At 64.4% G+C, this 9,862-nt stretch carries 7 protein-coding genes and 1 riboswitch; of the genes, 3 read left to right on the forward strand and 4 right to left on the reverse strand.

Features of this window, described 5'->3' with window-relative positions:
• Positions 1–360 precede the first annotated feature (360 nt).
• From RT460_RS17825 to RT460_RS17840, 4 genes are all read right to left on the reverse strand, one after another.
• A complete protein-coding gene (locus RT460_RS17825; RefSeq protein ID WP_313320902.1) occupies positions 361–1,776 on the reverse strand; it encodes a coniferyl aldehyde dehydrogenase in 1,416 nt (471 codons plus the stop codon).
• Positions 1,777–2,085: 309 nt separating this feature from the next.
• Positions 2,086–3,807, reverse strand: coding sequence for a cation acetate symporter (locus tag RT460_RS17830; protein WP_313320904.1), 1,722 nt, complete (start codon positions 3,805–3,807; stop codon positions 2,086–2,088).
• Positions 3,804–4,121 carry a DUF485 domain-containing protein gene (locus tag RT460_RS17835; RefSeq protein ID WP_313320906.1) on the reverse strand — a complete coding sequence of 106 codons (318 nt, stop codon included), beginning with the start codon at positions 4,119–4,121 and terminating at the stop codon, positions 3,804–3,806. The genes RT460_RS17830 and RT460_RS17835 overlap by 4 nt, the downstream gene beginning before the upstream one ends.
• Before the next feature lie 149 nt (positions 4,122–4,270).
• Positions 4,271–5,692, reverse strand: coding sequence for a DcaP family trimeric outer membrane transporter (locus RT460_RS17840; protein WP_313320908.1), 1,422 nt, complete (start codon positions 5,690–5,692; stop codon positions 4,271–4,273).
• Positions 5,693–5,942: 250 nt separating this feature from the next.
• On the opposite strand from RT460_RS17840, the gene acs reads away from it, so the two are divergent.
• The 3 genes from acs to RT460_RS17855 all read left to right on the forward strand — a co-directional run bounded on the left by acs (position 5,943) and on the right by RT460_RS17855 (position 9,673).
• Positions 5,943–7,886: an acetate--CoA ligase gene (gene acs / locus RT460_RS17845; protein ID WP_313320910.1), complete on the forward strand. Its 1,944-nt coding sequence runs from the start codon at positions 5,943–5,945 to the stop codon at positions 7,884–7,886.
• A 164-nt stretch (positions 7,887–8,050) separates the two neighbouring features.
• Positions 8,051–8,716, forward strand: coding sequence for a response regulator transcription factor (locus RT460_RS17850; RefSeq protein ID WP_293707950.1), 666 nt, complete (start codon positions 8,051–8,053; stop codon positions 8,714–8,716).
• A gap of 187 nt (positions 8,717–8,903) precedes the next feature.
• Positions 8,904–9,062: riboswitch (yybP-ykoY riboswitch) on the forward strand.
• Positions 9,063–9,073: 11 nt separating this feature from the next.
• Entirely contained in the window at positions 9,074–9,673 is a 600-nt protein-coding gene (locus RT460_RS17855) for a manganese efflux pump MntP family protein (protein ID WP_313320912.1), read from the forward strand.
• The last annotated feature ends 189 nt before the right edge of the window (positions 9,674–9,862 follow it).

Genomic DNA, 9,862 nt, shown 5'->3' on the forward strand with positions numbered 1-9,862 from the left:
TATCGAAGCGTTTGCCAAGGATCTGCAGACCTTGCGTCAGCGGATTGCGGATGAGTTGGGCGGCTGAGCGAAGTCGGCCGATCAACGTAGTGCTTGATTCCTCCCTTCTCCCGCGCGCGGGAGAAGGTGGCCGAAGGCCGGATGAGGGGGAGCTTTAAAAGCTTCTAAAGCTTTAAAAGCCTTTGCTCCACGTGCTTTCAGAGCGCCCTCACCCCAACCCCTCTCCCGCGCGCGGGAGAGGGGCTTCAAGATCGCATGCTTTTTTGCTGCCTTCAAAAGCTTTTCGACACCCGGCTCCCTCTCCCTCGTGCCGGGGTCACCGCAACCGGCCCTACGGGGCCTGGTTGCGGCTTTTCCAGCTCAGCGCGAAATCATCTCGATGAAGCGCGCTACTTTCGAATACGGTGGCTTCAGCAGGTCGCTACCCGCGCGCCGCGTCTGCCATAGCACCGGCAAGCGCTTGCTCATCGCATCAAACCCTGCCTTGCCATGGTACGCGCCCATGCCGCTGGCACCGATGCCACCAAACGGCAGGCCGTTGATCGCGAAGTGCAGCAAGGTGTCGTTGACGGTGACACCACCGGCCAGCGTCTGCCCGACGATCTTCTCCACCGTCGCCTTGTCATGGCTGAAGGGATACAAGGCCAGCGGACGGTCACGGCCATTGATGGTGGCGATGGCCTCATCCAGCGAGCGATAGCTGCGGATCGGCAGGATCGGCCCGAATATCTCGTCCTGCATCACCGCGGCGTCATCACCCGGCTGCAGGATCAAGGTCGGCGGGAACAGGCGCTCGCTCCGCGAGCGCTCCGCATCGATGGCGGCCAAGGGCAACACCTGCAGGCCGCGCGCACGGGCATCGTCCACATAGCCCTGCAGGCGCTGGTACTGACCCTCGTTGATGATGCGGCTGTAATCGGCCGCATCACTGAAGTCGCCATAACGCTGCTGCACCTGCGCACGCAACGCGGCAACCAGCGCATCTACCCGGCCCTCGTCGATCAACACATAGTCCGGCGCGATGCAGGTCTGTCCGGCGTTGAACCACTTGCCGGTCGCCAGCCGTGCAGCCGCGCCTTCCACCGGATAATCCGCTGCTACCAAGGCCGGTGACTTGCCGCCGAGTTCCAGGGTCAACGGGGTCAGATGCTGCGCGGCGGCCGCCATCACCTTGCGGCCGATCGCGGTGGAGCCGGTGAACACCAGATGGTCGAACGGCAGCCCCGAGAACGCCGAGGCCACGCCGGCATCGCCCTGCACCACCGCCACGCGATCAGCGGGAAACACCTCCGCCAACAGCGATTGCAGGAAGGCTGAGCTGTTCGGCGTATGTTCCGAAGGTTTGAGCATCACATGGTTGCCGGCGGCAATCGCGGTGGCCAGCGGCACCAGGGCCAGATTGACCGGGTAGTTCCAGGGTGAAATCACCCCGACCACGCCCACCGGCAGCGGCCGCACCTGCGCCCGTGCCGGCCAGAAGCGCCAGCCCACGCCAATCCGCTCCGGCCGCATCCAGCCACGCAGATGCGAGAGCAGATGATCGATCTCGCCGGTGACGGTCATGCCATCGGCAATCACCGATTCGTGTTTTGAACGGTGGCCGAAGTCGGCGGCGATGGCCTCGGTCATCGCCGGGATGCGCGCCTTGAACGCCGCACGCAGGCGACGCAGGTCATCGCGGCGCTGCGCGTACTCCGGCTTGCGTGCCTGCCAGGCCTCGCGCAGCTGCGTGAGACGTGCCTGCAGATTGCTGGAATCGTCGGTCTGTGGATCCATGATGCCTCCCCCAAGCTCAGCGGCCACTGTAAACCGAGCCGCGACGGGAGGTGAAGCGGGGCATGCGGCACCGGCGTGACGGGCAGCGCAAAGCCGAGAGCCCAGGCGGTAAAGCCCCCCTCCCCAACCCTCCCCTTGCCTGCGGCAAAGGGAGGGAACAAAGCCTGTGACCTCTCAGCTGACCGCCGCGCACCGATTCCGCCCTCTTCCTTTGCCAAAGGCATGGGCAGGGTTGGGGTGCTCTGCCTTTCAAGAAAAAGGCCGCCCCCTTGCGGAGACGGCCCTTTTCATTACCCGCTACTCAGGCAATCAATGCGAGGACGCCTTGCTCGCACCAATGCCGGTCTCGGCACGGACCTGCTGTGCCGGGTAGGCCGCACGCTCGGCCTGGGCATTCTTGCTCTTGTCGGTGATCGAGAAGAACCAGATGGCGACAAAGGCGATCGTCATCGAGAACAGCGCCGGGCTGGTGTACGGGAACGGCGCGCTGCCGGCCGGGTTGCCCAGCGTGTCCACCCATACCGACGGCGACAGCAGGGTCAGGATCAGCGACGAGGCCAAGCCCAGGGAACCACCAATCACCGCACCGCGGGTAGTGCAGTCCTTCCACAGCAGCGACAGGATCAGTACCGGGAAGTTGGCCGATGCGGCGATGGCGAAGGCCAGCGACACCATGAAGGCCACGTTCTGCTTCTCGAACACGATACCCAGCAGCACCGCAACCACACCCAATGCCAAGGTGGTGATGCGCGAGACACGCAGCTCCGAACCCGGCGGCGGGTTGCCCCGCTTGAACACCGTGGCATACAGGTCATGCGATACCGCCGATGCACCGGACAGCGTCAGGCCTGCGACCACGGCCAGGATGGTGGCGAAGGCCACGGCCGAGATGAAGCCCATGAACATGTTGCCGCCCACGGCCTTGCCGACCAGCACGGCTGCCATGTTGGGGCCGCCCTGGATGGTGCCGGTGACCGGGTCCGCATACTCCGGGTTGGTCAGCACCAAGGCGATCGCACCGAAGCCGATGATGAAGATCAGGATGTAGAAGTAGCCGATCCAGGTGGTTGCCCACAGCACCGACTTGCGTGCCTGCTTGGCATCGGGAACGGTGAAGAAGCGCATCAGGATGTGCGGCAGGCCGGCGGTACCGAACATCAGCGCCATACCGAAGGAGATGGCCGAGATCGGATCCTTCACGAAGCCGCCTGGCCCCATGATCGCCAAGCCGGTACTGGCTGCTTCCTCCGCGCTCTTGCCGCTGTTGGCCGCGATCTGGGTCTTGACCCGCACCGCCTCGGTGAACAAGGCCTCGAAGCTGAAGTTGAAGTGCCACATCACCATCAAGGCCATGAAGGTCACGCCGAACAACAGCAGGCAAGCCTTGATGATCTGCACCCAGGTGGTGGCGGTCATGCCACCAAACAGCACGTAGACCATCATCAGCACGCCCACCAGCGCCACCGCCACCCAGTAGTCCAGGCCGAACAGCAGCTTGATCAGCGCACCTGCACCCACCATCTGTGCGATCAGGTAGAACAGCACCACCACCAGCGTGCCCGATGCCGCGAACATGCGGATCGGCTTCTGCTGGAAGCGGTAGCCGGCGACGTCGGCAAAGGTGAAGCGGCCGAGGTTGCGCAGGCGCTCTGCCATCAGGAAGGTCAGGATCGGCCAACCCACCAGGAAGCCCAGCGCATAGATCAGGCCGTCATAGCCGTTGGTCATCACCGCAGCGGTGATGCCCAGGAACGAGGCGGCCGACATGTAGTCACCGGCAATCGCCAAACCGTTCTGGAAGCCGGTGATGCCGCCACCGGCAGTGTAGAAATCGGACGCGGATTTGGTGCGGCCCGCGGCCCACTTGGTGATGCCCAGGGTGAACAGCACGAACGCGGCGAACATGATGATCGCCGTCCAGTTGGTGGGCTGGCGCACGGTCTGGCCGATATCACCACCGGCGGCCAAGGCCGCACCGCTGGCAAGCAGCAGACCGAGCAACGCGCCCGAGCGCAGCAGGGAGTGGCTCATTGTGCGTCCTCCACGATCTGCTGGGTCAGCGCGTCGAATTCCTTGTTGGCGCGGCGCACGTAGAAGCCAGTGATGGCGATGGTGAACACCATCAGGCCCAAGGCGATGGGGATGCCGACGGTGGTGATCTTGCCGGGACCAATCGGCGTGGCGAGGAAGGCCTTGTCGAAGGCGATCAGGCCGATATAGCCGTAATAGCCCACCAGCATGAGGATGGTCAGGGTCCAACCCAACTTGTTGCGCGTACTGCGCAAGCGTTGGTAGGCCGGGTTGGAGGCGATCCGCTCAACACGGGGATCGACGGAAGCATTCATCGGGATTCTCCAGGCATGGGAATACGAGCGCGGTACCTGCAAGGCAGGCCCTGGCGGTGACATGAGTGCTCCCCGTGGGGGTAGGGAGATGGTGCGTACTGCGACTTCGGGCCAGCGACGCGGGCGTGATGCCCACGCCGCTGGATAAATCAGAAGCTGTACTTGGTGGTGAACTGCACGCGGCTGATATCGCCCTTGTTGCCGTTCTCGATTTCGCGCACGCCATACATCAGCTCGGCGCCGATATCGACCTTGGGCATCGGCGTGTAGAAGATGTTGCCGCGGATCGACTGCACGTTCTTGGTCACCAGGTCGCCGGTGATCGAGGCATTGTTGTCGTAATCGCTGCGCGCATAGATCAGGTTGGTACGCAGCTTGGGCGTGAATGCATGGCGCCAGCCAACATAGGCGGCGACCACGCCGGTCGGGTCGATCTCGTCGCGGATGGCGTCATAGCCGCTGTCGGCGGTGATGCCAAGGCCGATGTAGCGGGAGATACCTTCGCCGCCGGTCAACTGGTAGTGCAGGGTATCGCTGTCGCCCATCAGCCACTTGCCGCCGACGGTGACACCGCCTGCAACCTTGCTGGCATCGGCGCCGGTGGTCTGGTTGTCGAGCTTGAGCTGGCGCACCAGGCCGGCGACGCCGAAGGTGCCCCAGTCGCCCTTCCAGCCGTAACGCACGGTCAGGTCAGGCAACGAGCCGCGATCGGAGTTGGCCACTGCCGGCACGTTCCAGCTGTTGGTGACCGGGTTGAAGGTTCCGGTGAGGGTCGTGGTTTCCGGGTTTTCCAAGGCAACACTCAAGCCGCCATTGGTGTAACGGATCTGTGCCTGGCGCACGAACACCACGCCATCGGTGGGACCAACGAAGTCGGCGGCTTCCGGCAACGAACCGGCATCCATGAAGTTGGACCAGGTCTGGCCGGCCAGCCAGTTGTTCCAATACATGTAGGCGTGACGCAGGGTAACGCCGTAGGTGTTGGTGGCCGTCTGGTTGCCCAGCGAGTTGCCGAAGAAATCCATCTCCAGCACCGCACCGGCCTTGTCGCCGTTTTCGGCCACGTGGTCCACGCCCAGGTTGAAACGCGAGAACTTGGCGTGGGCGTTGTAGTCCACGTCCGATGCCTTGCCCGAACCGCCGGCGCCATGCACGGGGGTCTGCCCCGGCAGGTACAGCGAACGGCCGGTGGCGTCGTCGGCCAGCTGACCGTCGCCGGTACGGGTGGCCAGGAAATCGGTCTTGATGAAGCCGCCCACCTTGAAGGTGGTGCCCGGCGCGGCGCCCGGGGTAACGGTGGTGACCTGAATGGGCTGCTTGCCTGCCGGCACCGCCGGCGCGGCTGCGCGTTCGGCCTGGGCGCTGCGCACCTGCACCACATCGTTCTGGGTCTGGGTGATGGCACCCTGCTGTTGCTGCTGGGTGGACAGCAGCAGCTGCACCTGCCGCTCAAGATCGGCTACGCGCGCTTCCAGCGCCTTTTCCTTGGCGGTTTCGGCGAACGCCATGCCGGGCGCGACCAGCGCGACGAACAATGCAGCGGCGAGCGGCCGGCGGGCCGTTTTCAACATGTTTCGATTCATTGGGACTGCCTCTCTCCAGGCTGGCGAACGGGCCGCACCGGTTGCACGGTCGCAGCCAGCGTGCGCGGCCTTGCCAGCGGGCGGCTATTCGCCATTAGTCGTACGCCGGCGTCTGTTCGACCATCGTCTAAGTCACAGGGCAGCGCGGCATGGGGTGGATGCGGCACACTTGGGGTGTCCCGCCTTGCCATCAGGCAGGGCGCATTCATTGGTTACACGTGCAAAGGTGAGGGTTGCCATGACTGATGTTTATCCCGTTGATCCCGCGTTCGCTGACAAGGCGCGCATCAACAAGAACACCTACCAACAGCTGTACCGCGAATCGGTCGAGAACCCCGATGCGTTCTGGGCCAAGGCGGCCGAGCGGCTGGACTGGTTCAAGAAGCCGACCAAGATCAAGAACGTCAGCTACAAGCTCGACGATTTCCGCATCAAGTGGTTCGAGGACGGCGAGCTCAATGTCAGCGTCAACTGCCTTGACCGGCAGCTTGCCTCCCGCGGCGACAAGACCGCCATCCTGTTCGAGCCCGATGGTCCGGACAGCCCGGCGCAGAAGGTCACCTACCGCGAGCTGTACGAGCGCGTCTGCCGGCTGGGCAATGCCCTGCGCAACCTCGGCATCAAGAAGGGCGACCGCGTCACCATCTACCTGCCGATGATCGTCGATGCGGCGGTGGCGATGCTGGCCTGCGCCCGCGTCGGCGCCATCCATTCGGTGGTGTTCGGTGGCTTTGCCGCCAACTCCATTGCCGACCGCGTCGGTGACTGCGCCAGCAAGCTGATCATCACCGCCGACGAAGGCCTGCGCGGTGGCAAGAAGGTGCCGCTGAAGGCCAACGTCGATGCCGCACTCAAGCTGCCCGGCACCAACACCGTGGAAACCGTGCTGGTGGTACGCCACACCGGTGGCGCGGTGGACATGCAGGCACCGCGCGACCGCTGGTTCCACGATGTGGTCGATACCCAGCCGGCCGAGTGCGAACCGGAGCGCATGAACGCCGAAGATCCGCTGTTCATCCTCTACACCTCCGGCTCCACCGGCAAGCCCAAGGGCGTGCTGCACACCAGCGGTGGTTACCTGCTGTATGCGGCCTACACCCATGAGGCGGTGTTCGACCTGCGCGAGGACGACATCTATTGGTGCACCGCCGACGTCGGCTGGGTCACCGGCCATAGCTACATCGTCTACGGCCCGCTGGCCAACGGTGCTACTTCGGTGATGTTCGAAGGCGTGCCGAACTACCCGAATACCTCGCGTTTCTGGGAAGTGATCGACAAGCACCAGGTCACCATCTTCTACACCGCCCCCACCGCCATCCGTGCACTGATGCGCGAAGGCGAGGAGCCGGTCAAGCGCACCTCGCGCAAGAGCCTGCGCCTGCTCGGCAGCGTCGGCGAGCCGATCAATCCGGAAGCCTGGCGCTGGTATTACGACGTAGTGGGCGATGCACGTTGCCCGATCGTCGATACCTGGTGGCAAACCGAAACCGGCGGCATCCTGATTTCGCCGCTGCCGGGCGCAATCGACCTGAAGCCGGGGTCGGCAACCCTGCCCTTCTTTGGCGTGCAGCCGGCGCTGGTCAGTGCCGACGGCGAACCGCTGGAAGGTGCCACCGAAGGCAACCTGATCATCCGCGACTCGTGGCCGGGCCAGATGCGCACCGTCTACGGCGATCACCAGCGTTTCATCGATACCTACTTCCGCACCTACCCGGGCAGCTACTTCACCGGTGACGGCTGCCGTCGCGATGAAGATGGCTACTACTGGATCACTGGCCGCGTCGATGACGTGATCAACGTCTCCGGCCACCGTATCGGTACGGCGGAAGTGGAAAGCGCGCTGGTCTCGCACCCGAAGGTGGCCGAAGCGGCCGTGGTCGGCTTCCCGCACGAGATCAAGGGCCAGGGCATCTATGCCTATGTGACCCTGATTGCCGGCGAAGCGCAGACCGATGAACTGCTGAAGGAACTGGTGACCTGGGTGCGCAAGGAAATCGGCCCCATCGCTGCCCCCGATCATCTGCAATGGGCACCGGGCCTGCCCAAGACCCGCTCGGGCAAGATCATGCGCCGCATCCTGCGCAAGATCGCCGAGAACGCGCCTGATCAGCTCGGCGACACTTCCACGCTGGCCGACCCCTCGGTCGTCGCCTCGTTGGTGGAAGAACGCAAGGTCAGGTAAGGCCAGCAAACAGCCAGGAACCACTAGCCAGAAACCAGGAACGAGCGAAGGCCAAAGCAGGCCCCGCTCGCTCCTGGTTCCTGCGGGGAGTAGGCTCTGACGGTTACCTGCGCCCCCGCTTCCACTCTCTAGTTCCTATTTCCCTCCCCCTAGTTCCTGCCCCCATGCCTACCCTGCTCATTGCCGACGACCATCCGCTGTTCCGCGAAGCCCTGAAGGGCGCGGTGCAACGCGTGATACCCGGCGTGCAGCTGATGGAGGCCGACAGCGTCGAAGCGCTGTACGCACTGGCCGAACAGCATCCCGATGCCGACCTGGTGTTGATGGACCTCAACATGCCCGGCGCGCAAGGCTTCAACGCGCTGGTGCACCTGCGTTCGCTGCATCCGCAGTTGCCGATCGTGGTGGTCTCCGCACGCGAGGAGCCGACGGTGATGCGGCGCGCGCTTGATCACGGGGCGTTCGGCTTCATCCCGAAGTCGGCCGACTCGGACACCATCGGCCATGCCTTGGGCACCATCCTCGATGGCGAGCGCTGGGCGCCGGCCGAGGCACACAACGTACCGCCCACCCCGAACGAAGAACGCGAAGTCGGCCAGCGCCTGCGCGAGCTGACACCGCAGCAGTTCCGCGTGCTGCAGATGCTGGGCGCAGGCCGCCTGAACAAGCAGATCGCCTATGACCTGGGCGTTTCCGAGGCCACCATCAAGGCGCATGTCACCGCCATCCTGCGCAAGCTGGGCGTGACCAATCGCACCCAGGCGGTACTGATGGCCGGCAAGCTGGCCATCGACGACGACGCCATCGTGCTGCCGCCGGAAGAGGACTGAGCCGGCAGGAGCGGCGTAAGCCGCGAAACCACTGAGCCTGCAAAGGGCAGCCAAGTCCCTGTCATCTGGCACCCCGCAGAACACCGATTCCTGAATGGCGTTGTGCCCGGCCACCGTGATCCACGGGCGTGGCGGCTGACGCCGCTCCTGCAAGAACGGCGCGCCGCTTGCTGCTACAATCCGCGCTCCCTTGGGGAGTAGCCTGCTTCCAGCAATGGAAGCGCCCACGTCAACATACTCGGCCAGAGCGCCGTGGCGTGGGCAGCCAGACCCGGTTGGCGAGACCAGCGGCATGCGTGCGCAACGACGGTTGGGCGCGACGCATGCTGTTTGTGTCCGCCCGACCCGGTAACTGCAATGTCCCCGCTTTCCATTCTTTTCATCGGCCTGGCCATGTCCACCGACGCCTTTGCTGCGGCTGTCGGCAAGGGTGCGGCCATGCGCAAACCGCGCCTGCCCGATGCCCTGCGCGCCGGCCTCATCTTCGGCGTGATCGAAGCCATCACCCCCATCATCGGCTGGCTACTCGGCCGCGCGGCGTCACAGTACGTACAAGCCTTTGATCACTGGATCGCCTTCGGCCTGTTGGGCGTGCTCGGTGTCCACATGATCATTGCCGGCCTGAAACCCGAAGAGGAAGACGTTGCCGAGGATGCCAGTGGCTCCCAGCACAAGAGCTTCTGGAGCCTGGCCGCCACCGGTATCGCCACCAGCATCGATGCTGCCGCCATCGGCGTTGGCCTGGCCTTCCTGGACGTGCACATCGGCGTGGTCGCGTTGGTGATTGGTCTGTGCACGATGACCATGGTGACGATCGGCATCATGCTCGGTCGCGTGCTGGGCAACCTGGCTGGCAAGCGCGCCGAGATCATCGGCGGCGTGATCCTGATCATCATCGGCTGCACCATCCTGTATGAGCACCTGCATGCCGCTGCCGAGGTTGTGGGAGCAGCGTAAGCCGCGAATCCGTAGAGCGCAGCCATGCTGCGCGGGTGCCATTACCGGTGAAGCCTCTTGCCGAGCATGGCTCGGCACTACGGTTTGAGCCCCTCTCCTGCGGGAGAGGGGTTGGGGTGAGGGTCGCTTTGGCGAAGCGCGGCCATGCTGCGTTGGGGCATTGCCGGTCAAGCCCCTGCCGAGCATGGC

The sequence above is a fragment of the Stenotrophomonas sp. genome (genome assembly GCF_032061965.1).
In the GTDB taxonomy this organism is placed as follows: domain Bacteria; phylum Pseudomonadota; class Gammaproteobacteria; order Xanthomonadales; family Xanthomonadaceae; genus Stenotrophomonas.